The organism is Pseudoalteromonas aliena SW19, from assembly GCF_014905615.1.
GTDB classification, from domain to species: domain Bacteria; phylum Pseudomonadota; class Gammaproteobacteria; order Enterobacterales; family Alteromonadaceae; genus Pseudoalteromonas; species Pseudoalteromonas aliena.
On sequence record NZ_AQGU01000027.1, the window covers coordinates 199204 to 224057 of the forward strand.

The following is a 24854-nucleotide window of genomic DNA, read 5'->3' on the forward strand; positions in this document are numbered from 1 at the left end:
TTTACCATTTCCAATAATTAAGTTTTTTACGCATTTTAAATTGTCGAATAAAATTGAGCGGTTTAGATTTTAACTTTTCATTACTTAGTAAAAATTCATTGGTTGCGACAAGTACTCGTTCACTTGATTGCCCATCAGAGTATGGATGTAATTCTTGGCAATAGCTTTCAATATTTTCCATTAACTCTGGCGGGTAAGTTAACGCATTATCTATAGCACCTTCAACTTTGTTCGCATCAGTTACATTGAGTAAATGTTTTTTAGGGTCTTGATTGCAAAATGTGACGACAGGTTTTCGCTGTAACAAAAACATTAATAATATAGACGAGGTGTCGCATAACATAACGTCGGCAGATTTTAATAAAGGAATGACATCATCTGTTTCTATAAAGGTTAAATTATTATTGCTCAATGCTTTATATTTATTTACCCACTCAAGCGGCATTTTTGGATGGAACTGCATCAAAATGCGCCATTTTCCTGTTTCACTAAATTGTTTTATTTGTTTATAAAGTTTAGGCGCAAGTGAAAGTCGTTTAGAAAAAGTAGAGCATATTAATAGGGTTGGCCTTGAATCTAATTCGTCTACGTAAGAGCGAGTAGGTTCATTTTTAAATAGACGATCTAAAGCAGGCCAGCCTGTTTGTGTTACTTTAAAGTAGCCCAGCTTTTTTTGTAAAGCACTGAAAGGGGTTGTGGTATTAGGGCCTTGAGTACAATAAAGATCAAAACATCCTCTGGCTTTAAGATGATCGTTTTCACCTTTTCGATTTAATTTACCAGCATCAAAGCCATGAAACACTGCAACCTTTTTGCCTGGTAAAAAGGTTGGTATTAAATTGGCTGGAGCAAAAATAGCATCGGGCGACCACTTATGAATGTCTTCAATAGAATAAAGCTGCTTTTCACTATCGGTCAAAAAATCTGGATTGACATCTTTGCCTTCTAAAAACCAACTTACCTGACCACCATGCGCTAATATTTGCTGCTGCAATGGCCTCAAAATAGCGTATGAATAATTTTGAGAAATATACATTAGGTATTTTTTATTTTTTGTGGCGGTTAGGTAGTTCAAGGTATCTCCTTAGGCTAGTTAGCATACTAAGTTTACCCTATTATTACAGCTATATAAATATTCACCGTTTTTTGTTTTCAGTGCAAGATTGAGCTTTTTCATGGGGTGGATTATTATACCGCCCATATAACCCCAAACCATACTTTGCTCTTTGAGCATCCCTAACCCCGGAGATAGCATGACTAGCTATAAAGTTTTAGACGTAAACGATGATTTACCCATTCGTACCAAAGGTGAAGTACACAGCGGTAAGGTTCGTTCAGTTTATTGGTTAACTGATGACGATAGCGCGCGATTAATTAAAGAAAAAAGCTATAAAGTACCTGCGGGGACTGAATTAGCTATTATGGTTATTTCCGATAGAATTTCTGCATTTGATTGTATTTGGCAGGGCGAAAATGGCTTAAACGGTGTGCCAGGCAAAGGTATTGCATTAAATACGGTGGCATCGCATTGGTTTAAGTTATTTGATAAAGCAGGCCTTGCGGGTAACCATATTGTTGATATTCCGCATCCTTATGTATGGATTGTGCGTAAAGCGAGTACTGTTAAAGTTGAAGCTATTGCACGTCAATATATTACCGGTAGCATGTGGCGCGATTACGCAAAAGGCGTTCGTAACTTTTGCGGTATTGATTTACCTGAGGGCTTAAAAGCAAATCAAAAGCTCGATAATGTACTCATTACACCATCAACTAAAGGTATTATTGAAAGTGTTGCCGACATTCCAGCTGTTGATGATGTAAATATTACCCGGGCTAATATCACTAATAACTTAGACGTATTTAATTTTAAATCGGCAGATGATGTAACCAAATACGAAAGGTTATTAGTTGAAGGTTTTAAATTAATTAGCGATGAACTTGCAAAGCTTGCGCAAATTTTTGTTGATACAAAATTTGAGTTTGGTTATGTAGAGGATTTAAACGGCACGCAGCAACTTATTTATATTGATGAAGTAGGTACTCCCGATTCATCACGTATTTGGGATGAAGCTTCTTATCGTGAAGGTAAAATTGTCGAAAATTCTAAAGAGGGCTTTCGTCAGTTGCTTATTAATAATGTGCCTGAAAGCGACGTATTATTAAATAAAGATCGCATGGGCGAGCGTGAACAACTGGCTAAAGATTACATTTTACCGGAATCAGTAATGCTTGAGGTGTCAAACACCTACGTAGGTATTGCTAGTAAGATTGTTGGCAAAGAGATTGTCATCCCTGAAGATCCTCGTAAAGAAGTGATTGCTATTTTAGATAACGATTACGGACTAATTGTTAAAAAGTAATCCTAAAGAATTAAGTAGACCAGTGGCTAAGTCTTTATTTTTAGTTACTGGGCTATAGTTCTTGCAATTAGTCCCTGTCTCAAATTAACTTAACCTAATATTAATCGTTGGGTGTTGTTATGTTTAAACGGGTATTACAGCGTTGTGTGAAAAATTACTGTTTTTTAATTACCTGTTTTCTTTTTAGTCACTCAGCTCTGGCTGAAAATATTGAGTTAGTCGTTAAAGATCAATATGGTCAACAATTAGCAGATGCGGTAATTGAATTAGAACAAATAAATAAGCCGTATTCGCCAGCTCCTCGTAGCGTTGCTATTATGGATCAGGTTCACAAACAGTTTTTACCTGAGCTATTAATTGTACAAAAAGGGCAGCGAGTGAATTTTCCTAATAGTGATAACATTCGTCATCATGTGTATTCTTTTTCACAAGCTAAGCCATTTCAACTAAAGTTATATTCAGGGCAACCAAAAGATCCAATTACTTTTGAGCAACAAGGCGTTGTTGTGTTGGGGTGTAACATTCATGATTCTATGGTTGGCTATATTTACATAGCAAGCAGTGAACGTGTTTATAAAACAGATGAACAAGGCCGCATTGAGTTACCTTTAAATGATTTTCCTCTGCAAATTAGTGTATGGCACCCTTTGCAAACTGAGTCGTTGGAGAGTAAAAAAATCATAACAATTAATGATAAAAGTGGTTTAGTAGTAACAATAAATACTTCATCACCATCGCCACGTAATACGTTTGGCAGTAAATTTAAGGCTGGTAATGACTAATAGTTTAAAAAATCGTATAACCATACTTTGTGTTGGCTTGGTGTTATTAACTACTATGGTCAGTTTGTTTAGTTTTTGGTGGTCTACAAGTAAATTTCAAGAAGAGAAAGTTAATCAAGATATTAGCGTAGCGCAAAACGTTTATAAGCAATATTTAAAATCAAAAGAAAGCTTACTATTAACAGCAGCTAAGGTACTTACCTCCGACTTTGGCTTTAAGCAAGCTGTTGCTACGCGTGATGCAGGAACTATAAGCAGTGTGCTATTTAATCATAGCCAGCGTATAGATGCTGAGCTTATGATGTTGATTGATTTGTCAGGGACGCTAATTTCAGCTAACACCAGTGAAGATCATTTTGCCCACGATTTACGACCATTGATGAAAGAGTTATTAAATGCCCCTGAACAATCTAGTTTTGTTGTATTAAACAAAGAACTTTATCAAGTTATCCTACTACCAGTAAAAGCGCCACGTACAGTGGCTTATAGTTTGGTTGGCTTTAAAATTGACGATAGTGTTGCGAGCGAACTTAAAAACTTAACCGGCATGGATGTGAGCTTTATAGGAAGTGCGGATGATTTGGTTATTAGCTCGTTAGTTAAGCGCCCTGAACAATTTGATCCTGTTAATTATTTTAATACACTCACTACGTCACGCTTTTTTAGTGAATATTTAGTGTACCGCAATCGCGATATAAACCTACCTTCATTACACAGCCATCCGATTATTATATTACTTAGCGCTGATTTAACGCAAAGCTATAGCGATTTTGAAAAGCTATTTTTGACCTTAATGGTATTGGCTATTTTGACCTTATTTGTGGGCGTAGTTACCAGTAGTTTACTGGCTAATAATTTAACCACCCCCTTGACTCAATTAGCAGCCATTGCAAGGCAATTTGCATTAGGTAATTATAGCTTTGAATTTAAAGGTAAAAAGCAAAGTTCAGAAATAACCACTTTAGTTGAAGCATTCAACAGCATGGGTAACGATATTCATGAGCGTGAACAGCAAATAAATTTTCAGGCTAAGCATGACTCACTTACTGGGTTTTATAATCGTTCGGCGATGCTAGAAGTACTTTGTGAACAACTTGAGCCATCAACTGAGTACACCTTAGTTGGTATCGATATAAAAGGTTTGCGTCATATCAATGACAAATTAGGCCCACGTATTGGTGATGACTGCCTAAAAGCGGTTGCGTGCCGTATCGGTGAGTTTTCGGACGAACTTGGCGGTTTTCATGCACGTATTGGTGGGGATGAATTTTTAACTGTGTTTCCAATGGCTGCGGCAAAAGAGTTTAAAAGTGGTATTGAAGGGTTAATGGCGCAACTGCAAGCATGTTACACAATTCAAAAATTAAAAATTAATCTGCGCTTTAGTGCCGGTATTGTTCAGTATCCTACGCAAGGTATTGCGAGTGATGATCTGATGCGCCGTGTATTGATTGCCGTTGATAGCGCAGCAAATGAGCATGAAAGTATTCATTATTATCAAGTAGGCGAGGATGAAGCACATTTAGATCGTTTAATTATGCTTGATGAATTAAAACAAGCGATTAGTGACAATGATGGTCAATTATTTATGACCTATCAGCCTAAATTACACATGAAAACACAAAAAATAGATAAAGTTGAGTCGCTTATTCGTTGGCAACGAAAAGATGGTAGCTGGGTTAATCCTGAGCTATTTATTGATTTGGCTGAACAATCAGGCCTCATTGTAGAGTTAACTGCATGGGTTGTGAATACCGTTGTTGCACAGGTTGCTAATTGGCAATCAAAGGGCATTGAATTACAAGCAGCTATTAATGTATCAGCGCAAGATATTGCATTTCCGGGGTTCCATAGCGCATTGGTGGATACACTTAAAGAATATAAAGTGGCCCCAGGGTTGATCACTATTGAGCTTACGGAGCGAGATATGATCGAAAATGAAGAAAAAGGCATTAAAGCACTCGAAGATTTGAAAATGATTGGCGTTAAAATATCATTAGATGATTACGGTGTAGGACAAACATCGCTCGGGCGCTTAAAAATGCTGCCTATCGATGAATTAAAACTAGATAAGTGCTTTATTTTAAAATTAGATGAGTCACAAAAAGATCAATTTATAGTGCAGTCTTCCATTACTTTGGGGCACCAGTTAGGTTTCTCTGTTGTTGCTGAAGGTGTTGAAACATTGGACTCGTTAAATTTATTAAAAAATATGAAATGCGACCATGCACAAGGATATTACTTAAGCAGACCTTTAAAAGCAGAGCTATTAGAAGAATGGCTGCATGAGTATTATGCAAAAAATTAAATGCTTTATAGTCTTTTGTTCATTACTAACAAGCGTACCTAGTATCGCTAGTAGTGGAAAATTATTAGCCACCCCAGGCGTTTCTCAAATAGAGGGGAGTGCAGGTGGTGGTATTGTTCCGTGGGCGCAACTTGCTGGGTATGCCAGTGATGATGAGTTTTCGATAAATGGTTTTTGTAGTCGCGCAGATATAACTGACTACACGCTTGATGTATGTGGTGCGCAGCTTAATGTATTTAACCGCGTTGAATTTAGCTATGCATTACAGCAGTTTGATGTTCCTGCACTTAGCACAAAAATAGAGCAATCAATAACGGGAGTTAAAGTTCGTTTATATGGTGATATTGTTTACAGTCCTTTGCCGCAATTAAGTGTAGGAATTACACACAAGTCATTAAACGATGGAGCCGTTGCTAAGTTAATCGGCGCAAAAGAGACTAGCGGAACAGATGTTTACTTAGCAGCAAGCAAGCTGCATTTAGGTGCAGTTGCGGGTTACAACTGGTTTTGGAACGTCACAACACGTTATAGCAAAGCAAACGAATTAGGCTTGTTAGGTTATGGCAGCGCTAGTATTAATAATGCTTCAAAAATACTGTTTGAGGGCAGTACCGCTATATTTTTCAGCCGTGAAGTGGCGGTGGGTATAGAGTATCGGCAAAAATCAGATAATCTCAACTTAGGTGAGCAAGATTGGAAAGATGTGTTTATTGCGTGGATGCCAAATAAAAGTGTGAGTGTCACTGCTGCATATTTAAATTTAGGACGAATTGCTGGTGCAAATGATCAAACAGGCTGGTATGTGTCGGTAACAGGGTATTGGTAATGAAAAACCTTTCTGTATTTTTATTATGTGTAATGTTACTAGCCGGCTGTACTAATACACCTAAATTATCGCTCTATGAGCAGGTAGGTGGTAAAGCCGGCATAGCAAAGCTAATTGATAGCTTTATTGATCAAATAGGTAATGATGAGCAGGTATTTCATTATTTTGAACACGCTAATATTACGCATTTTCGCCAAGGCTTTATAACCCACATGTGCATGTTGCTCGAAGGCCCTTGTAAATATAATGGCGATTCAATGGTCGCTATTCATACGGGTATGCATATATCAGAAAAAGACTTTAACCACGTTGTTGATTTACTTATTAATGCAATGAATAAACAAAACATAAATCATAAAATACAAAATAAAATTCTTTTTAAAATGGCACCGCTGCGTGGCGAAGTTATCAAAGTTTAGTATTAATTAAATAAAATTAAGTATTTTTATACTTTGTTATTAATGATTTTTGCTAAATCAGCTGTTTTATATTTCCTTTGTCTATGAATACTTGTTCTGTGGATCAGGTTGCGTAAAAAAGTGCTTCTATTAGAGTGTGAACCGCCATTAATAGTAGATATTTCACTAACAAAGCTTCTATCTTCAGCGATAGGATATGGTTTTATACCTATCATGCTTAGGCCCACTTCTTTGTGAAATTGCATATCTACATCAACAGGTCTAAAAAAAGGCTTTCGGCTGAGTAGCTTCTTCGCGCCGGATAGTGAAATTATGTAACCTTGGGTACCATTAGGGGCTTTCTTATAATTACCAACAGTCAACCCATTGTCTAATAAAGCCGTGTCTATTAAAGGAAAATTACGATTATCAGAGAGCTTAATTAAATCCCAATTTTTTAATCTAGCTGTTGCATCAACCACATCTTTAAGCTCAGCATTAATAAATAAATCATCTTCTAACACAACGCAGCAAGGCATGCTTTCATCGACCATTTTTTGCCAAATGCGCATATGGCTAATATAACAGCCTATTTCACCAGCGGATAAGTTGCGATTGTAGCGTTTTTTATTTTTGCTAGGGCAATACCACTGTTTGATTTCTTGATTCGATAGTTGCTTACCAATAGTCGCTTCAAATCGCTCCACAGTTAAACCTAGGTTACTCAGTCGCTCTAAAGTTGTTTTCCAACGTCCTTCACAGCCTTTCATATTGATAACGTAAAAAGGGATCGGCATAATTTTAATAGGCTAGAAATAATCTTGCTGATATTTTAGCACTTTTTTTATTCTTGAACAGCCTAGATAGTTTTTATTGATTTACTCAATGAAGAAAAAGCAAAACCACTTACTGAAATTAAAGCTATATTTAATAACGTAGTAGGTGATGCACAGGAGGTAAAGTTTAGTTGTGGCTCGGGAGCTACAGCCAAGCTTTTAGCGTTACTTGCTGATGAATACGGTTATAGTAATTTAAGTGTTTATGATGGCCCATGGATCGAGTGGGGCGCAAATACTTTGTTACCCATTGCCACATGTAAAGTTTTGATATTTTAATAAATTGTAGACGTAGAGCTTGCTCACGTTAAAAGCTTGGCGTTTTTATTTTTTAAAGCCATACGGGCAATTTTTGCAGCCGTTTTTACAACACGATCCTCGCTTTAAAAAAAACCACTTACTAAATACCATATAGCCATTTTGCATGGTGTAATCAAGGCCTTCAATTAGATTGTCGCTCCCTCTAAACTGCTTGGCGAAACCTATTTGGCTTTTAATTGGCTGCTTATAAATATCTTCTAGAAAAGTACTTAGTTTATTAAGCGTGCACTTGCGGCATAAACAACTTGTTGCATTGGTATCTAGCGGTAAAATAGCAGGCAGCTCGTTGCACCAACACGCCGATATATTATCTACATTACACGTTAGAGTGGTATGGCATTGAGTGCAGTTAAGTTGAGTCATCATAATTCTTTTTAATAACAATGAACCAAGAATAACAAACATTATGAATATACAAAAAGCATTAGCTGAATTTATTACGTTTGGTGAACAAAGGGATGAAGCTATATCGGTTATCGTTTCAGGTTCTGCTGATAGCAATAAAACCCATTATACTCTCTCAACTGCGGTTTTAATTGATGTACTTAAACGCTGTTTAAGTAACGAAATAGACTTGGATGACTTGGAGCTTTGGGCAAACGTAATTGAATCGCGAGATGATATTGATTGCTCAGAGCATGACGGTGTTATTTATGCGCTCAGCAACAGTGAACAAATGGGAGAGCTTAACCATGAAAAACTGGCTCAAATATTGAAGCTAATAGCTAAATGAAACAAGCTGCGCGTTTACAGACAAATTTAGCACCGAGCCTAGGGTTGTAGACGTAGAGCTTGCTCACGTTAAAAGCTTCGCGCTTATGTAACGTATTTTAAAAGCGAGGTATAAACCTCACTTACAATAAAAAACACCATACTCAAATTGAATATGGTGTTTCTTTTCAAGTAACTTAAAACTTTATTACTTATGATATCCCAAGCACGTTTCTACTTCGTTTTTAGAACCTAAAATAACAGCTACGCGCTGGTGGATTGCATCAGGCTGAATATCCATAATACGTTCAGACCCTGTTGATGCGATACCGCCAGCTTGTTCTACAAGCATGGCCATTGGGTTTGCTTCGTAAAGTAGGCGTAATTTATTTGGTTTTTTAGGATCTTTTGTGTCGGTAGGATAAGTAAATAAACCACCGCGACTCAGTACGCGATGAACATCGCCCACCATCGCTGCAATCCAGCGCATATTAAAGTTTTTAGCGCGAGGGCCAGTATCGCCTGCTAGTAAATCATTGATGTAGTTTTGCATAGCTGGTTGCCAATGACGTTGATTCGATGCATTAATTGCAAATTCGTTTGTATCTGCAGGAATAGTGGCAAAATCTTCAGTGAGTAAAAAGCTGCCTTGTGTTTTATCAAGGGTAAACATGCGGGTGCCTTTGCCTGTGGTAAGCGCAAGCATCGTTGATGGCCCGTAAAGTACGTAACCTGCAGCAACTTGCTTATGACCTGGCTGCATAAAAATGCTTTCATCAGCAGCGTCAGAGCCTTCAGGCGCTTCCATAATAGAAAATATAGTACCCACAAGTGAGTTAATATCGGTATTTGACGAGCCATCCAGTGGGTCAAATGCGACGATAAATTTAGCGTCTGAGTTACCAGCGACTGTGTAGTCTTCTTCTTCTGAGGCGATTGCTTTAACCGTGCCTGATTCCAGTAAAATATCTTTTAACAACTGGTTAGATAATACATCGAGCTTTTTTTGGGTTTCGCCTTGAATATTTTCATCAAGGGTTGAGCCTAATACGCCAGATAGTTCGCCTTGGCCAACGCGAAACGAAATTTCTTTACATGCTGCTAAAATTGTTCGAATTAACGATAAAAGTTCTCTTGAACAACCATCTTCAAGTAATACTGGAGGGAGTCTACGCATTCTATTTTCCTGATAACGTGTTAAAACCAATCATAATGTGAGAGAGATTAGCTTAGAGCGCTGAAATTCGTCTTAAATACCTGTATTGTTTAAATACCACCTTATAATGGTGGCACCTAATCGTACTTAAAACGCCAATAACAAAGATAAGATTATGAAAAAAATATCACAACTAAGTTACATATTCTTGACCGTGTTGCTCTGTATCATAACCCAAGCGCACGCAGCAATTAAGTCAATTGATGAATTTACTACGCAAATGAATCACTTTCCGGGTTATTACTCATTTTTTTATGATACCCAAAATGGAAAAGTATATTTAAAAGTAGATAAGTTTGAACAACAATTTTTATTACAGCAAAGTTTGCCATATGGTATTGGCTCTAATGACATAGGCCTTGACCGGGGCCAGCTTGGTAATACCCACCTTGTGCAATTTGAACGTTTTGGCGACAAAGTGATGCTACGTGCTGTAAACACTTACTATCGTGCTAATACGAGTAATAAGGCTGAGCAGCAAAGCATTAAAGAAGCGTTTGCATCAAGCATACTCGCAGGTTTTAAAGTGGTCGCCGAAGATAAAGCCATAGCGCTTATTGATTACACGCCTTACTTATTGAGTGATGTACATGGTGTAAGCCGCACGCTTGTTGCGCGTAAGCAAGGCAGTTTTAGCCTTGATGAAACACGTAGCGCGGTAGATATGAATCGCTCAAAGGCATTTGTAAAAAATACTGAGCTAGAAGCAGTACTTACTTTTAAAGGCACAAAACCAGGCGAATTTGTTCGCCAAGTCAGCGCCGACCCATATGCACTTACTGTGCATATGCATCATTCGCTTATTCAATTACCAGACGATAACTACACACCTCGAAAGTTTAATCCACAATCAGGCTTTTGGAGTATTGAACATAAAGATTACGCCGCACCACTGGGTGAGTCACTGTATGTGCGCTACATACCACGCCATCGTTTAACTAAAAAAGATTCAAGTCTGCCTATTAGTGAGCCAGTTGAACCTATTGTTTATTATCTTGATCCAGGTGTGCCCGAACCGGTTAAAAGTGCGTTACTTGAAGGCGCAAAGTGGTGGAACGATGCCTTTAGCGGTGCCGGATATAAGAACGCATTTATAGTAAAAGTATTGCCAAGTAATGCCGATCCTATGGATATTCGTTATAACGTTATTCAATGGGTACACCGTGCAACGCGTGGTTGGTCATACGGTAGTTCGGTAATCGACCCACGTACTGGCGAAATAATTAAAGGCCATGTAACACTTGGATCTCTGCGTGTTCGCCAAGATATTTTAATAGCGGAAGCACTTGCTGCACCTTATTTGAAAGGCAATGAAGTTGCTAAAAATTTACAAGCAATGGCGCTTGATCGTATTCGTCAATTAAGCGCCCATGAAATTGGTCATACACTAGGTATTTCTCATAATTTTGCGGCATCAATAGGCGATAGAGCCTCTGTAATGGATTACCCACATCCGTTACTTAGTTTTAATGAACAAGGTAAGCTTGATGTAACGCGTGGCTATGCAACAGGCATGGGCGTGTGGGATAGCCAAGTAATTAAATATGGTTATAGCGACTTTACTAACCAAGATGAAAGCGCAGAGCTCGCTGCTATTTTAAAAGAAAATAAAGTCAAAGGCCTTGAGTTTATATCAGATAGCGATGCACGAGCTAAAGGTGGTGCGCATCCAACAGCCCATTTATGGGATAATGGTACTAACCCTTCACAGGAACTTTTACGAGTACTCGAAGTACGTAAAAAAGCGCTTTCGCAGTTTGGTATTAATAATATTAAAACGGGCGACTCACTATCGCAATTAGAAGAAAAACTAGTTCCGCTTTATCTGTTTCACCGTTTTCAGGTTGAAGCTGTGGTTAAACTTATCGCAGGTGTTGATTATGAATACGAAACACGCGGTGATTCACCCGTAAAAGGCGCGCAAGTGGTTGATAAAAAAGTGCAGCAAGAAGCGGTAAACGCTATTTTTGCAACGCTTAAACCCAGTAACTTGTTACTTCCTGAATCTGTGTTATCGCTCATTCCCCCAAAAGCGTATGGCGAGTCTAAGTCTCGCGAAAGCATAGTCGGGCGCACGGGGTTAACACTTGATGCAATGGCGTTGCCAGAGGTGGCTGTACAGCATAGTTTGTCACTTTTGTTAAACGCACAACGCTTAAATCGTCTAGCGCAACAACAAGCACGCAATAATGAATTTTATAGTTTAGATGAATTATTAAAAGCGCTTTATAGCCAAGTGTTCAATGTATCGTCGCCTAACACTATGGTAGGTAAAATCACCCAGCGCGTACAGTTTTTAACAGCAAAAACTATGGCTGATTTAGTCGCAAGTGATAGTGTCAGCCCAGAGGTGCAAGCACAATTGCGTTATTATTTAGTTGAGCTTAGTGAAGACTTTAACCAAAATTCAATGCTAAGCCATACAAGTACTGGCGAGAGTGCGTTTAAACAATACTTAGCTGAGCAAATAAATCAGTTTTTAATTAAAGGTCAGTGGCCAAGCAATTTTAAAGTATTGCCAATACCACCAGGCTCACCAATTTAGTACTTATTTTAAGTAAGCGATAAAGCAAAACACCGAGTGTATTTATGCTCGGTGTTTTATTATGTGCTTATAGCCGATAGCGTACTTTTACTTGCATAAAGTTGGTTTTTTGTTAACCTACCCGCCTTCCATTTTAGTCTTTTTGAGGTGTTTATGGCGTTTCTATCTCGTTCGATATTGGCGTTGTCCATAGCATTTTCAAGCAGCAGTGTATTCGCTCAAAAGCAGTGTGACGTAGAACTCAGACACGGTTTAATTATTACCGATGATGTAATTCGTATTGTTGATAAAGGCCAAACCCGCGTGCAAATTAATAACAATAACCAATTGTTTATTCGTGGTTATTGGGTTGATTTGAGTGACGACGAAAGCAAAGTACTTGAGCAATTTAGTAATGGCATTCGTCACACAGTACCTGAACTAGTAAACCTAGCCACCGATGGCGTTAACTTAGGGTTAAGTGCAATTGAGCACATTGTTGAAGGTATGTCAGATAAAGAGCCTGAGGTACTTAAAACCCAACTGCAATATGTAGAACGTGCATTAATGGATAAGTTTAAGCGCGGCGACGATTTCTTTTTTATAGCGCCACAATCGCTTTCTCAAATTGATGATTTTTTTACTAAAGAGATTAGCCAAAAAATTCACTCTGCAGTGCATGGCTCTCTCGGCGCTATTTTAATGTCGTTGGGAGATGCGTTTAAATCGCGTGAAGGCAATATAGAAGATCGCATTAACGATATGGGCCAGCGCATGGATATCATCACCAAAGAGATTGATAAGTCGTTGCAAAAAAAAGCCCATCAACTTGAACTTAAAGCGTCTGAATACTGCGAATGTTTAAATGCATTAGATGTCACCGAATCGCGTCTGCAAGCAATTGTGCCTGGGATGGCCGATTTTGATTTAGTACAGATAAAATCTTAAACACAGCTTTTATAGCTTAATCTCTTCGGCTGTTAGCAATCTATACTCACCGCTTGCTAGGTTTTCATCTAATTTAATCCCCGCAATCTGCTCGCGATGTAATTCAACGACCTTATTATCTACCGCGTAAAGCATGCGCTTAACTTGATGATATTTACCTTCACTTATTGATAAACGCAGCCCGTAATTTGCGAGTCGTTCAGCTATAGCTGGACGGGTTAGATCTTTTTCGTTATGCAGCATGACACCTGTTTGTAGTTGCCTAAGCGCTTCATCGGTAATAGGTTCTTGGGTTTCTACTAAGTAAGTTTTAAATTTATTACTTTTAGGTGAGGTGATTTTATGTGACCACTCGCCATCGTTAGTAATAATAACCAAACCTGTGGTATCTATATCTAAACGACCGGCTACGTGAAAATCGCTCATATTTGGCTCATCAAGTAAGTCAAAAACAGTTTTGTGTAGCTCGTCACTATTAGCGCATACATAACCGACAGGTTTGTTGAGCATAATGTAGCGCTTACCTAAAAAGACTAAAGGCTCGCCTTGATGCAATACTTCATCTTGCTCAGCAAGTTGAAAATTATGTGACGTAATTACTTCGCCATTAACGCTTACTTCTTTTCGCTTAATACTCGCGCGGGCTTGCGTGCGTGGCATTTCTGCTAAGTGGCTAATAAATTTATCTAAGCGGCAAGGGAATTTCATTTTAGTTCACATTTTTAGTCGGCTACAATGGGCGCGATTATAGCCGATAGTGAAATGCCATGACAGAGCACAGCACACTAATTTTAAACCATTACCAAGCAAAAGTTATATCCGGTGAGCTTATCTTTGATGCAGCCCAACAAAACGCGGTAATGGCATTAAATAGCTTAAGCGAGCAGTTACAAACACCGTTAAAGTGGTGGCAAAAAGTACCCACAATAAAAGGTGTTTATTTATATGGGCCAGTAGGGCGTGGTAAATCTATGTTGATGGATTTATTTTATAAAAACCTACCTATTGAGCAAAAGCAGCGACTGCATTTTCATCATTTTATAGCGCAAGTGCATGCCCAACTTTCGCAGCTGCAAGGGCAAGCAAATCCACTTACACTGATTGCTAAGCATTGGGCTAACAATATCCGTGTGCTGTGTTTTGACGAATTTTTTGTGAGCGACATTGGCGATGCCATGATCATGGCTAAGTTATTTAATGCGTTGTTTGAACAAGGTGTGGTGCTGGTGGCTACATCTAACGCAAAGCCTGAGCAGCTTTATTACAACGGCCTGCAACGGGTGCTATTTTTACCTACGATTGATTTAATTAATAGTCATTGCCATATCATTAATGTAGCGGGGGATGATGATCATCGTTTTAGATACGGTAAAAATAGTCGACATTATTTTATTAATTTACCAAATAACGATTTTAAAAATGAGTTTTTGACGTCTTTTCCTACTGTCATTCATAATAATACAATTAGCGTGCATGGCCGCGAATTACCGTATCTATTAAAAGCCGATAACGCCTTGATGATTGATTTTATGGCGCTATGTTCCGGCCCGCGCAGTGCTAACGATTATATGTTTTTAGCAACGCAATTTGATGTGTTATATGTATCGAACGTGCCACAAATGGGTATTAAAGCGACAGGTAAAGTGATAGTGCACGGTATAGAAGATAGCTATCAACGTGAAAAGCAAACGCTCGACGAGCACACCTTTGACGACGAAGCGCGGCGCTTTATTGCCTTAGTGGATGAGTTTTATGATTGCAATAAGTTGTTAGTGATCAATGCCCAAACTGATATTGAGCATTTATATAAAGGCAAAAAATTGAGTTTTGAATATGCACGAACACAGTCACGCATAGTAGAAATGCAAAATTGGTGAGTATAAATAATGGATTTTAGGCATTAGGCTAAAGTGTAAATATAAAATTTAGACCTTACCTTGTTTTCATAAGACCTTTATTGTCTATACCCATTCGGGTTATTTGACTGCCAACGCCATGTATCTTGCATCATTTCATCAATACCGCGCAGAGCTTCCCAGCCCAGTTCGTTAAGTGCTTTTTCTGGTGCTGCATAACATGCAGCAATATCGCCAGCACGACGTGGGGAAACCTGATACGGCACAGCTTGATCGCTAGCTTTAATAAATGCATTTACCATTTGCAACACAGAATACCCATTACCAGTTCCTAAGTTATAGACTAGCGCACCAGTGCTCGAGGCAATTTTATCAAGCGCTTTTAAATGGCCAATTGCTAAATCTACTACATGAATATAGTCGCGCACACCAGTGCCATCAACGGTATCGTAGTCATCACCAAATACAGCAAGTTGCTTTAATTTACCTACAGCAACTTGTGCAATAAATGGTAAAAGGTTGTTTGGGATACCATTAGGGTCTTCACCAATTAAGCCTGATTTATGCGCGCCAACGGGGTTGAAGTAACGTAAAATAGCAAACGCAAAACGCTCATCTGATTTAGCGATATCTTGTAGCATCATTTCAACTATAAGTTTAGATGTGCCGTAAGGGTTAGTAGTACCGCCAACGGGGAAGTCTTCTCTAATTGGTAAGCTAGCAGGATCGCCGTAAACAGTCGCTGATGAGCTAAATACTAACTTAAATACACCAGCGTCACGCATTGCATCAATAAGTGTTAACGTCCCTTGTACATTGTTTTGATAATACTCTACGGGTTTGGCAACTGATTCCCCCACCGCTTTTAAACCAGCAAAATGTATAACACTATCAATTTTGTGCTTAGCAAACACTGAATCTAAAAAGGCTTTGTCGAGAATATCACCTTGGTAAAAAGTGGCTTCCTTACCTGTGATTTTTTTTACACGAGTAAGAGACTCCTGTGATGAATTACTTAAATTATCAATAACAACAACTTTGTTACCTTGCTGTAAAAGTTCTAAAACAGTGTGTGAGCCAATATAGCCTGCGCCACCGGTTACTAAAATAGTCATGAAAGCTCCGTGGGTACCTTTTATCAATTGTGTCAATTTCACCATAAATCGTGTTGCTTTACATGTTTTATCTGTAATTTTATTAGGGCGTGTTGACTTTTGTGGATTGAAATTTGTTCAATCTAGGGGCTATTTAATCGCGGCGCGAGGTTTGTAATCGAGTGGGCTAAGTAAAAACCGAGCAACAAAGAGTCAATCGCCCCTAGAAAGAACCCAAAGGGCAGCGCATGTTTGGCATTTATGCTGCGTTATCCCTATTTATGGGGAACAACCACACACCATAGGCGCTGCCTTGCCTAAATACCAAACAGTCTGATGCAAAATCAATCACGGAAGGTCAACACGCCCTAGCTTAAATACGGTCTTTCTTTAATGCTGGTAAATTAAACAACCTTGATTACATTTAGTACGTTTTAAATAACACTTCAATGTGGGGAATTAAGTTATAGTTAATAAACAAGTGCTAAAATGAACGCAGTAAAAGCTAATGCTGGGTTTACTCCAATCCACACTTTTGTGATTGGTATATCTTTTTTGGAGAAAGTCATGAATTCAGTCAAAAAAATTGCAATGTTTATGTGTGTAGCATTACCTGTATTTGCTCATGCAGGTGAGTCTGCTGTTAAATGGCATGACTTTAATGACTATCGCGATGTGCGCTCATCAAACCAAGCGAAAGGTTCGTATCACAAGCATATTATTAAAAGTTTTGAAGCACACATGACTAAATTGGCAGAGCAATTGCCAAATGAGTATAAATTAAATGTAGAATTTACTGATTTAGATTTAGCTGGTGATGTTCGTTACGGTGGTATGGATGAAATTCGTATAGTGAAACCTATCTATTTTCCGCGCATTAAACTCAACTATTCGTTAACGAACAAAGATGGCAGTGTAGTCAACAAAGGCAATGACGTAGAGCTTAAAGACATGGGTTTTATGGATAAGATAAAAATGGGTCGAGATGAGTCATTTTATTATGAGAAACGCTTATTAACAGAGTGGTTTGGCGAACAAATTCTAGTAAATTTAAATTAAAACAAATAAACGCTGAGTTATGATAACTCGGCGTTTATTTGTTTTAGGCGCGAGTTTACTTTGCGCTTTTGTTGTGTTGCTTTTAGCTGTTTTACTTAAAAGTAGCTAAAAGTGTCAATAATTGCTGTAACTTAATAACGGTAGCTTTAAGCTTTTCTTCACTAAAACCATCGGTTGATAAGCTTTCTACATCAGCGGCTACGTCAAGCACGTAAGGTTTAAATCGTTTAGCTTCAAAGTTAAAGCCAGCATCTTGTGCGAATAAGGCTTTAAACTTGCCATGACCTTGTTGCTGTAGTTCGTCAAGTTTTTTGTCGGCATCAAGTGCTTGACGATAAACAATTTTTAAGTTTGTATTGAGTTGTTCAATAATTGAATCCATGGTTTTCCTAAAGCTTTGTACTGCATGGCCGATATAATACTTGGATTACATTTAAAAGTCAGGTGGATTGTTTATATGAATATATCAGGTGGAAATTTACCAGTAATGTCTGGTGCTGGCGAAGGTGCTGAAGTTTTAAGTGCTGCGCTCGCAAAAAGGCAGCAAAAGGTTGATGGCTCTGCAGCACTTGCGCTTATTGAAGGTGCCGCACAACCATCCAGTGCGCAAACACCTGCTAAATCGGTGACAGCCACACTGGGTAATAACGTAAATGTATACGTTTAAATAAGCTTAAGATCGATAGGTGTTTTGCTTTTTTGACCCCCTATTTCTCTCACTAGTTTAGGCACTAAAAATCCAGGCAGGGCTTTTAATAGCTCTGCCATTATTTCAATTGCTTGCGCTTCATTAATATCAAAGTGGCTGGCCCCTTCAACTTTATCTAGCAAATACAAATAATACGGTAATACATCTGCATCAAATAATGCTTCGCTTAAGTTTATTTGTGCATCAACCGTATCATTCACATCTTTTAAAATTACCGCTTGGTTTAACAGCGTTACATTCGCGTGTTTAAGCTTTTGCATGGCTGCTTTAAAGTCGTCGTCTATTTCGTTTGCGTGATTAATGTGGTTAATAAAAATAATTTTTAAGGGTGACTTTGCTAGTCGCTCACATAATTCATTGGTAATACGCGCAGGAATAACAACAGGCAAACGGCTATGAATTCGCATGCGTTTAATTTGCGGTAGTTGTTCAAGCTCATCTAAAAACCAACTAATAGCATCATCTTTGGCCATTAGCGGATCGCCGCCACTTAAAATCACTTCGTTAATATCAGTATCTGATTTTATATAATTAAGCGTCTCAAGTAGGCTTTTTTTATTAAGCTGATTTTCTTGATACGGAAAATGCCTTCTAAAGCAGTAGCGGCAATTTACCGCACAACCCGTTTTAAACATCACTAAAACACGCGATTTATATTTGTGTAAAAGGCCAGGTTGGTCGTTATCTTGCTCAAGCAGTGGATCTTTATTAAAACCTGATTTAGTCAAAAATTCTTGATGGCGTGGCATGACTTGCAATAAAAGAGGATCGTTTGGATCGCCTTTGCGCATTTTTTTTATAAAAGGGATAGGCACACGCACTGCAAATAAACTACGGGCTTTTAGGTCGTTTTCATGGACTTGGCTCGATAAACCGACCATTTCAAGCAAGGTTTTTGGGCAGGTAACTACATTTGCTAATTCTTTTTGCCAGTTTTTATGCAAATTTGCTTCATTTCTTTGTATCATTGGCACGTAGATTACTCGAAAAAATATAAATAGAGGAAACGATGGCGAATTATAGCACCAACGAGTTCAAGGGCGGCCTAAAAATTATGATGGACGGCGAGCCTTGCAGTATTTTAGAAAATGAAATGGTAAAACCTGGTAAAGGCCAAGCGTTTAACCGTGTTCGTATCCGTAAACTTATCTCTGGTAAGGTGCTTGAAAAAACCTTTAAATCGGGTGAATCAGTTGAAGGTGCTGATGTAATGGATACAGATTTAGCGTATCTATACACAGACGGCGAATTTTGGCACTTCATGAACAACGAAACATTTGAGCAAATTGCTGCTGACGAAAAAGCACTAGGCGATGCTGTTAAATGGTTAGTTGAAAATGATGTATGTACAATTACATTATGGAACGGCAGCCCAATTGCTGTTACACCACCTAACTTTGTTGAGCTTGAGATCACTGAAACAGATCCTGGCCTTAAAGGTGATACAGCGGGCACTGGTGGTAAACCAGCAACGCTTAGCACGGGTGCTGTTGTACGTGTTCCATTATTCGTACAAATTGGCGAAGTAATTAAAGTAGACACTCGTAATGGTGAATACGTAAGCCGCGTTAAGTAACACTTAACTCAGTTTGATAAATCCCAGCTTGCGCTGGGATTTTTTTTGGAGAAAATATGTCAGTAGATCTTTGGGCTCCTAGCGCAAGTATTGAAACACTAAAGCAACGTGCAGAAATATTACATCGCATTCGTGAGTTTTTTTATGCGCGTGATGTTTTAGAAGTAGAAACGCCGAGCTTAAGCGCTGCCAGTGTAACCGATGTACACTTAGCGAGTTTTAATACCACATTTGTAGGCCCAGGCCACGCAGGTGGGCTTCCTTTGTTTTTACAAACATCTCCAGAGTTTGCCATGAAACGCTTATTAGCAGCAGGCTCAGGCGCTATTTTTCAGCTTTGTAAAGCATTTAGAAATGAAGAAGCGGGTAGCCATCACAATCCTGAATTTACTATGCTTGAATGGTATCGCCCAGGCTTTGATGAATTTGCACTTATGGATGAAATGGATGAGCTAATGCAGCTCGTTTTAGGTGTTGACCCTGCAACGCGCCTTACTTATCAGCAAGCGTTTGAACAAGCACTTGGGCTTGACCCGCTAACAGCGAGCATAGAGCAATTAAAGCAACTAGCATGTGAGCTGGGATTTGCTGATATAGCCCAAAATGAAACGCATAAAGATACCTTACTGCAATTATTATTTTGTATGAAAGTAGAGCCCACAATAGGGCAAGATAAGCCATGTTTTGTGTATCACTTTCCAGCTTCTCAAGCAGCACTTGCACAAATTTGTGAACACGATGCACGCGTAGCAGGGCGCTTTGAGCTTTATTATAAAAATATGGAATTAGCGAATGGTTTTAACGAACTCACTAATGCCAGCGAGCAAGCTAAACGTTTTAATGAAGATAACGCATACCGCGCTGAAAACGGTTTAAAACAAGTGCCAATGGATACGCGTTTAATTAAAGCGCTGGAGCATGGATTATCACAGTGTGCAGGCGTTGCGCTGGGAATTGATAGGCTTGTAATGCTCGCAACCAATAAAGATAAAATTAAAGACGTTATTGCATTTGATGTGCAAAGAGCGTGATGATTGACCTGTAGGCGCACAGCTTGCTGGCGCGTTAAAGCAAAGCTTTAAGCTCTTTTTATTTGGTTAGCTTCTCACGTGAGCAAGCTCTACGTCTACAACACATTTTATTATTACTTATTTGATATGCAAAGAGCGTGATGATTGACCTGTAGGCGCACAGCTTGCTGACGCGTTAAAGCAAAGCTTTAAGCTCTTTTTATTTGGTTAGTTTAAAGTAATTAGAAGCTTTGCTTCTCACGCGAGCAAGCTCTACGTCTACAACACATTTTATTATTACTTATGTTTGATATGTAAAGAGCGTGATGCTTGGCCTGTAGGCGCACAGCTTGCTGGCGCGTTAAAGCAAAGCTTTAAGCTCTTTTTATTTGATTAGTAATTAGAAGCTTCGCTTCTCACGTGCGCAAGCTCTACGTCTACAACACATTTTATTGTTACTTATTTGATATGCAAAGAGCGTGATGCTTAGCCTGTAGGCGCACAGCTTGCTGGCGCGTTAAAGCAAAGCTTTAAGCTCTTTTTATTTGGTTAGTTTAAAGTAATTAGAAGCTTTGCTTCTCACGCGAGCAAGCTCTACGTCTACAACACATTTTATTATTACTTATGTTTGATATGTAAAGAGCGTGATGCTTGGCCTGTAGGCGCACAGCTTGCTGGCGCGTTAAAGCAAAGCTTTAAGCTCTTTTTATTTGGTTAGTAATTAGAAGCTTCGCTTCTCACCTGAGCAAGCTCTACGTCTACCGTAAATTTTTACTTCTCATAAAAAACACCGCGTTTAATTTAAACGCGGTGTTTTTATTTGCTTGCTGGAAGCTTTCATTTGAAAGCCAACTTTTATGTCTTACAGGTTAAGCGTAAACGTAACACCCGCTACACGAGGCTCACCTAATTGTGTATAGGTATGCGTTGTGTAACCATCTTGTGGATCATTACCAAACTCAAAGCCACGTGTAGGAACCGTTTCGTCAAACACATTACGAGCCCATGCGCGTACTGCCCACATGTCTGCTTCATAGCCAAAGCTTAAATTAACTAAGTTGCTGTTTGGTGCTTGTGAGTTGTGGCTATCTGAGAAGTAGTAATCGTCCTTACCTTCAACACCAATCATGCCGTACAGTTCATTAGTAAAGTTATAACGAGCGGTAAACGCATATTGGTATTTAGGTGACTGTGCTTGTTCACGGCCATCTTGGTTTAAACCAGATTTAGTTACAAAACCGTCTATTTCTGTATTTAAGTAACCAGCACTACCGGTTAAAAATAAATTGTCTGTTAGTTGGTAGTTTCCTTCGATTTCTAAGCCATAGTTACTGCCAGAGCTTGCGTTATCGACATAACCGGTGAATTGCTGACCTTCTACTTGCCATGCTTTTAACTGAATATCGTCGCGGTGCATATAAAATGCAGCTAAGCGCAACGTAAATTTGTCATCAAGCGATGAGCCTTTAACACCAAATTCGCCGCTCCATAAGTATTCAGGGTCAAAACTAGTGTGTTGCTGGAAAAAATCAGCGCTTAGGTTTAAGCCTTCATCTTTAGCTTTAGCAAGCGCTTCAGAGTTAATACCGCCGGCTTTGTAACCACGGGTAATGCTGGTGTAGATCATAGTGCGATCAATTACTTGATATTCTAGCGCAATTTTACCGCCAACCATTATGTCGTCAGTTTCTTGTATAAAGCCATTACTATCGGTGTAGTCACCTTGGTATTGCTCTACACGTAAACCTGTAATTAATGTGGTTTTAGGGCCAATTGGAGTCGCTACTTGGCCATATACTGCAACATTATTTGTTTCGTAAGTTGAAGAAAACGGGCTTGCTAACCATGTATATTTACGCGCTAAATCAACATCACGATTTTGATAATAAACACCCGCAACCCAGTTACCAGTTTTAGAATTAAATTGTAAATCTACAGACTGATCGTCGCGATCGCGGCTATAAAGGTCAGTTGAGCTGTATCCATCGGGGTGCAAGCCTGTAGCACATAATAGTGGCTTATTTGCATCGTTACATACCCAGTCTTCATCAAAGCTGTAAAGTAACTCGGTATCAATAGCCGATAGGTTGAGGTTTACATCAAAAGCACCAAAACCTGTGTAGGTGTTAGCAAGGCCAATAGCGTAGCTTTGTTGATTATCCTGACCTGGTTCATCGGCAACACTATTACGGCTGTTATTAAGCGTAAACGCATCGTAGCCGTTGTTTATATCAATATAGTGAAGGTTTAGCTCAGTATTTAAATGCTTTGTAAGCTGAGTGTTTAATTTAAAACGGGCTACTTGTTCGTCTTGATTTTGTGTTTCGTCGTTTAAATATAGGTTATCAACGTAACCGTCTGACTTTCTGCGAAAGTAGCTAACGCGAGCGCTTGTGTCGTCAGTTAAGCCAGTGCTTGCTGCAAGGCCTGCTTCACGTGTGTTGTAGGTGCCAGCCCCTAGTTGTAATTTTAAGCTTGGATCGGCTGTAGCTTTAGCTGATCCCATTTGGATCATACCGGCCATACCGTCGGCACCAAAGCGTGTACCTTGTGGTCCACGATAAATCTCTACTTGGTCAATATCAAATAACAATGAGCTGCCACCAAGGCCAGAATAGTTAATACCATCAATAACTAAGCCTACAGATGGATTAATAGGATCTACAAATTGTGAGCGAAGTCCCACGCCACGAATTTGAATATAACGACCGCGCGACGCACCAGACGCAAAGTTTACATTGGCGGTACTGCCTAACATTTCGTCTAAGTAACTTGCACCACGTTGGTTAATTTCATCTTCGCTAAATAAGCTCGCACTCGCGCTTAAAGTTTGAATGCTTTCGCGTTGAAAGTCGCCAGTTACAACTATTCTTTCTAGGTCGCTATCATCAGCGTGAGCTACAAGTGGTGCACTAAAAAGCGGTAAAAGTGCGGCGGTGATTAAAGACAAACGTAAGTTCATTAGGTTTCTTAACTCCATTTTAGGGACTCGTATGGTAGCAATTATTTAAGCGCATATGCTATAAATGCGGCAATTATACGTTAAATAGTTAGGATTACTAATATGACCTTCAAAGTTGATTTTAAAGTACGTGATTATGAATGTGATTTACAGGGCATCGTAAATAACAGTGTGTATTTTAATTATTTGGAGCATGCTCGCCACGAGTTTTTACACGCAAATGGCGTTGATTTTGCTCAGCTTGCTAAAGACAAAATTAATCTTGTCGTGATGCGTAGCGAAATGGATTATAAACTTTCACTCCGACCAGGAGATGAGTTTTACGTTGCAGTAGAGCCACAGCGTATTAGTCGTTTAAAGTTTGCGTTTAAGCAAACGGTTGTGCGCAAAAGTGACGAAAGGGAGATGCTTAGTGCACTGGTAATCGGAACGTCAGTTAACGAAAAAGGCCGTCCATTTCTGCCAGAAAAAATAGATAGTTTATTTAAAACTACAACTAAGTGCTGAATAGAACAGCTTTTAAACTATCATAGAACAAAAATTTACATTTAAAACATGCATTTTTAACGGATAAATCGCATAAATATTGTTATTATTAAGGTAATTAGATAATGGGTTAATAACAGTATGAAATTAGCAGCAATACCGATGCTTATAATCGGTTTATGTGTTGGTTGCGCATCGACAGGGACGGTTACCAGTGAGCAGCTAAAATATACCCAATGGCAACTATCACGTGTTGATGGTTTAGCAATTCCACCTTCGTTTAGCGCATCAATGAGTTTTATTGAAGCACTACAAGTAAACGGTTTTGCCGGCTGTAATAAATTTTTTGGTGAAGGTTCGCTTGAAGAAGGCAGCCTGACTGTAAGCAAATTAGGGATGACGCGCAAGTCGTGCGGTGAAGAACTTGATGAGTTTGAGCAACAGTTACTCCAAACCTTAAAGCAAGGCGCAGAGCTTAAAATGCAAGACCAGCAATTAGTTATGCAAGGCAAACAAAAACTTGTGTTTATCCCTAAATAATTTTTAAGTTTTAAAAACTGCCCCTTGCGAGCAATTTTTAACTGGCGTACACTCAGCGCAGATTTGATGAATGATACTATCAAATCAATGAACAGAATTTATATCAATACTTGTCGGAGTGCCAAAGCTAAGTAATTAGTTTGTGGCTGAGATCGCGAAAGCGGGATCCGTGAACCTGATCAGGCTAATACCTGCGTAGGGAACAAGCTGCCTAAATAGGACGCTTGTGCGTCTTTTTTTATGCGCACAATAAAGTGATTTTGATTTTTTTAGGCTGCAAAGTAGCATTTACGCTACTTTACGATCTTTCTCTATTCCTCGGAATATCTGAC

At 38.9% G+C, this 24854-nt stretch carries 24 protein-coding genes and 1 riboswitch; of the genes, 15 read left to right on the forward strand and 9 right to left on the reverse strand.

Features of this window, described 5'->3' with window-relative positions:
* Position 1 precedes the first annotated feature (1 nt).
* Positions 2–1075 (reverse strand): CDP-glycerol glycerophosphotransferase family protein, encoded by a 1074-nt coding sequence (locus PALI_RS14195; RefSeq protein ID WP_193156248.1) that lies wholly within the window; start codon positions 1073–1075, stop codon positions 2–4.
* A 178-nt stretch (positions 1076–1253) separates the two neighbouring features.
* Between PALI_RS14195 and PALI_RS14200 the strand changes: the two genes are divergently transcribed.
* The 5 genes from PALI_RS14200 to PALI_RS14220 all read left to right on the forward strand — a co-directional run bounded on the left by PALI_RS14200 (position 1254) and on the right by PALI_RS14220 (position 6695).
* The gene (locus PALI_RS14200) at positions 1254–2360 is read left to right on the forward strand and encodes a phosphoribosylaminoimidazolesuccinocarboxamide synthase (protein ID WP_193156249.1); all 1107 of its coding nucleotides are present in this window, start codon (positions 1254–1256) and stop codon (positions 2358–2360) included.
* A 119-nt stretch (positions 2361–2479) separates the two neighbouring features.
* The gene (locus PALI_RS14205) at positions 2480–3142 is read left to right on the forward strand and encodes a methylamine utilization protein (protein WP_193156250.1); all 663 of its coding nucleotides are present in this window, start codon (positions 2480–2482) and stop codon (positions 3140–3142) included.
* Positions 3135–5450: a bifunctional diguanylate cyclase/phosphodiesterase gene (locus PALI_RS14210; RefSeq protein ID WP_193156251.1), complete on the forward strand. Its 2316-nt coding sequence runs from the start codon at positions 3135–3137 to the stop codon at positions 5448–5450. Before PALI_RS14205 ends, PALI_RS14210 begins: the two co-directional genes overlap by 8 nt.
* A complete protein-coding gene (locus tag PALI_RS14215; RefSeq protein ID WP_193156252.1) occupies positions 5437–6276 on the forward strand; it encodes a DUF3034 family protein in 840 nt (279 codons plus the stop codon). The genes PALI_RS14210 and PALI_RS14215 overlap by 14 nt, the downstream gene beginning before the upstream one ends.
* Complete coding sequence (locus PALI_RS14220) at positions 6276–6695, forward strand: group I truncated hemoglobin (RefSeq protein ID WP_193156253.1); 420 nt, start codon at positions 6276–6278, stop codon at positions 6693–6695. The genes PALI_RS14215 and PALI_RS14220 overlap by 1 nt, the downstream gene beginning before the upstream one ends.
* 26 nt (positions 6696–6721) lie before the next feature.
* On the opposite strand, the gene PALI_RS14225 is transcribed toward PALI_RS14220, so the two are convergent.
* Both PALI_RS14225 and PALI_RS14230 read right to left on the reverse strand, forming a co-directional pair.
* The gene (locus tag PALI_RS14225) at positions 6722–7471 is read right to left on the reverse strand and encodes a glycosyltransferase family 25 protein (RefSeq protein WP_193156254.1); all 750 of its coding nucleotides are present in this window, start codon (positions 7469–7471) and stop codon (positions 6722–6724) included.
* Between the two features lie 363 nt (positions 7472–7834).
* On the reverse strand, positions 7835–8194 hold the full coding sequence (locus PALI_RS14230) for a DUF5522 domain-containing protein (protein ID WP_138586326.1): 360 nt from the start codon (positions 8192–8194) through the stop codon (positions 7835–7837).
* A gap of 43 nt (positions 8195–8237) precedes the next feature.
* On the opposite strand from PALI_RS14230, the gene PALI_RS14235 reads away from it, so the two are divergent.
* A complete protein-coding gene (locus tag PALI_RS14235) occupies positions 8238–8564 on the forward strand; it encodes a hypothetical protein (RefSeq protein WP_193156255.1) in 327 nt (108 codons plus the stop codon).
* Positions 8565–8750: 186 nt separating this feature from the next.
* Here the strand turns inward: PALI_RS14235 and PALI_RS14240 are convergent, their stop codons facing one another.
* Complete coding sequence (locus tag PALI_RS14240) at positions 8751–9719, reverse strand: class 1 fructose-bisphosphatase (RefSeq protein WP_138586320.1); 969 nt, start codon at positions 9717–9719, stop codon at positions 8751–8753.
* A 154-nt stretch (positions 9720–9873) separates the two neighbouring features.
* Here PALI_RS14240 and PALI_RS14245 point away from each other — a divergent pair, with 154 nt between their 5' ends.
* A complete protein-coding gene (locus tag PALI_RS14245) occupies positions 9874–12303 on the forward strand; it encodes a zinc-dependent metalloprotease (protein ID WP_193156256.1) in 2430 nt (809 codons plus the stop codon).
* 153 nt (positions 12304–12456) lie between these two features.
* The gene (locus PALI_RS14250) at positions 12457–13230 is read left to right on the forward strand and encodes a YggN family protein (protein WP_138586322.1); all 774 of its coding nucleotides are present in this window, start codon (positions 12457–12459) and stop codon (positions 13228–13230) included.
* Between the two features lie 9 nt (positions 13231–13239).
* On the opposite strand, the gene rsuA is transcribed toward PALI_RS14250, so the two are convergent.
* Positions 13240–13938, reverse strand: coding sequence for a 16S rRNA pseudouridine(516) synthase RsuA (gene rsuA, locus PALI_RS14255; RefSeq protein WP_193156257.1), 699 nt, complete (start codon positions 13936–13938; stop codon positions 13240–13242).
* Between the two features lie 59 nt (positions 13939–13997).
* On the opposite strand from rsuA, the gene zapE reads away from it, so the two are divergent.
* On the forward strand, positions 13998–15107 hold the full coding sequence (zapE, locus tag PALI_RS14260; protein WP_193156258.1) for a cell division protein ZapE: 1110 nt from the start codon (positions 13998–14000) through the stop codon (positions 15105–15107).
* A 77-nt stretch (positions 15108–15184) separates the two neighbouring features.
* On the opposite strand, the gene galE is transcribed toward zapE, so the two are convergent.
* Positions 15185–16201: a UDP-glucose 4-epimerase GalE gene (gene galE, locus PALI_RS14265; protein ID WP_193156259.1), complete on the reverse strand. Its 1017-nt coding sequence runs from the start codon at positions 16199–16201 to the stop codon at positions 15185–15187.
* 546 nt (positions 16202–16747) lie between these two features.
* Here galE and PALI_RS14270 point away from each other — a divergent pair.
* Positions 16748–17239, forward strand: coding sequence for a DUF3016 domain-containing protein (locus PALI_RS14270; RefSeq protein WP_077538844.1), 492 nt, complete (start codon positions 16748–16750; stop codon positions 17237–17239).
* A 91-nt stretch (positions 17240–17330) separates the two neighbouring features.
* On the opposite strand, the gene PALI_RS14275 is transcribed toward PALI_RS14270, so the two are convergent.
* Complete coding sequence (locus PALI_RS14275; RefSeq protein WP_077536048.1) at positions 17331–17621, reverse strand: prephenate dehydrogenase; 291 nt, start codon at positions 17619–17621, stop codon at positions 17331–17333.
* A 75-nt stretch (positions 17622–17696) separates the two neighbouring features.
* Here PALI_RS14275 and PALI_RS14280 point away from each other — a divergent pair, with 75 nt between their 5' ends.
* Complete coding sequence (locus tag PALI_RS14280) at positions 17697–17906, forward strand: hypothetical protein (protein WP_077538842.1); 210 nt, start codon at positions 17697–17699, stop codon at positions 17904–17906.
* Here the strand turns inward: PALI_RS14280 and epmB are convergent.
* A complete protein-coding gene (gene epmB, locus PALI_RS14285) occupies positions 17903–18916 on the reverse strand; it encodes an EF-P beta-lysylation protein EpmB (protein WP_193156260.1) in 1014 nt (337 codons plus the stop codon). The two genes, PALI_RS14280 and epmB, sit on opposite strands and share 4 nt — an antisense overlap.
* Positions 18917–18957: 41 nt before the next feature.
* On the opposite strand from epmB, the gene efp reads away from it, so the two are divergent.
* Positions 18958–19524: an elongation factor P gene (gene efp / locus PALI_RS14290; protein ID WP_077536047.1), complete on the forward strand. Its 567-nt coding sequence runs from the start codon at positions 18958–18960 to the stop codon at positions 19522–19524.
* A gap of 56 nt (positions 19525–19580) precedes the next feature.
* A complete protein-coding gene (gene epmA, locus PALI_RS14295; protein WP_193156261.1) occupies positions 19581–20555 on the forward strand; it encodes an elongation factor P--(R)-beta-lysine ligase in 975 nt (324 codons plus the stop codon).
* An 841-nt stretch (positions 20556–21396) separates the two neighbouring features.
* Here epmA and PALI_RS14300 read toward each other — a convergent pair.
* Entirely contained in the window at positions 21397–23496 is a 2100-nt protein-coding gene (locus PALI_RS14300; RefSeq protein ID WP_226894556.1) for a TonB-dependent receptor, read from the reverse strand.
* Between the two features lie 102 nt (positions 23497–23598).
* On the opposite strand from PALI_RS14300, the gene PALI_RS14305 reads away from it, so the two are divergent.
* Positions 23599–24003 carry an acyl-CoA thioesterase gene (locus PALI_RS14305; protein ID WP_077536044.1) on the forward strand — a complete coding sequence of 135 codons (405 nt, stop codon included), beginning with the start codon at positions 23599–23601 and terminating at the stop codon, positions 24001–24003.
* Between the two features lie 120 nt (positions 24004–24123).
* Positions 24124–24522 (forward strand): META domain-containing protein, encoded by a 399-nt coding sequence (locus tag PALI_RS14310; protein WP_289508497.1) that lies wholly within the window; start codon positions 24124–24126, stop codon positions 24520–24522.
* A gap of 104 nt (positions 24523–24626) precedes the next feature.
* Positions 24627–24741, forward strand: a riboswitch (TPP riboswitch).
* The last annotated feature ends 113 nt before the right edge of the window (positions 24742–24854 follow it).